The sequence below is a fragment of the Phycicoccus jejuensis genome, assembly GCF_000720925.1.
Lineage (GTDB): Bacteria > Actinomycetota > Actinomycetes > Actinomycetales > Dermatophilaceae > Phycicoccus > Phycicoccus jejuensis.
Genome location: NZ_JOEE01000057.1, coordinates 1 through 341, shown reverse-complemented (window position 1 = coordinate 341; position 341 = coordinate 1). Strand labels below are relative to the sequence as shown.

Sequence of the window (341 nt, the reverse complement as noted above, 5' to 3'; positions counted from 1 at the left end):
CAAGAAGATCGGGAAGATCCCCGACGGTGGCGGGTGGCGCGCCCACGGCCGCTCGATGGGGTCGAGCGCGGCGAAGAAGAAGGCCCGGATCGGGTACGACTACGTGCACTCGATGGTCGATGACCACTCCCGCCTGGCCTACAGCGAGATCCTGCCCGATGAGAAAGGAGCCACCTGCGGGGCCTTCATCCAGCGTGCCGCGGCCTACTTCGCCGATCACGGCATCCCCGTCATCGAGCGGGTCATCACCGACAACCACTTCAGCTACCGCAAGAGCAACGACGTCGCGGCCGCGATGACCGCTCTGGGCGCCAAGCACAAGTTCATCCGCCCCCACTGCC

General features: G+C 66.3%; 1 protein-coding gene. It reads left to right on the top strand.

The window, feature by feature from the left end:
* Nucleotides 1-341, top strand: a 341-nt coding sequence (locus IG69_RS0119600) for an IS481 family transposase (RefSeq protein WP_030529843.1), incomplete at both ends; no start/stop codon positions are given.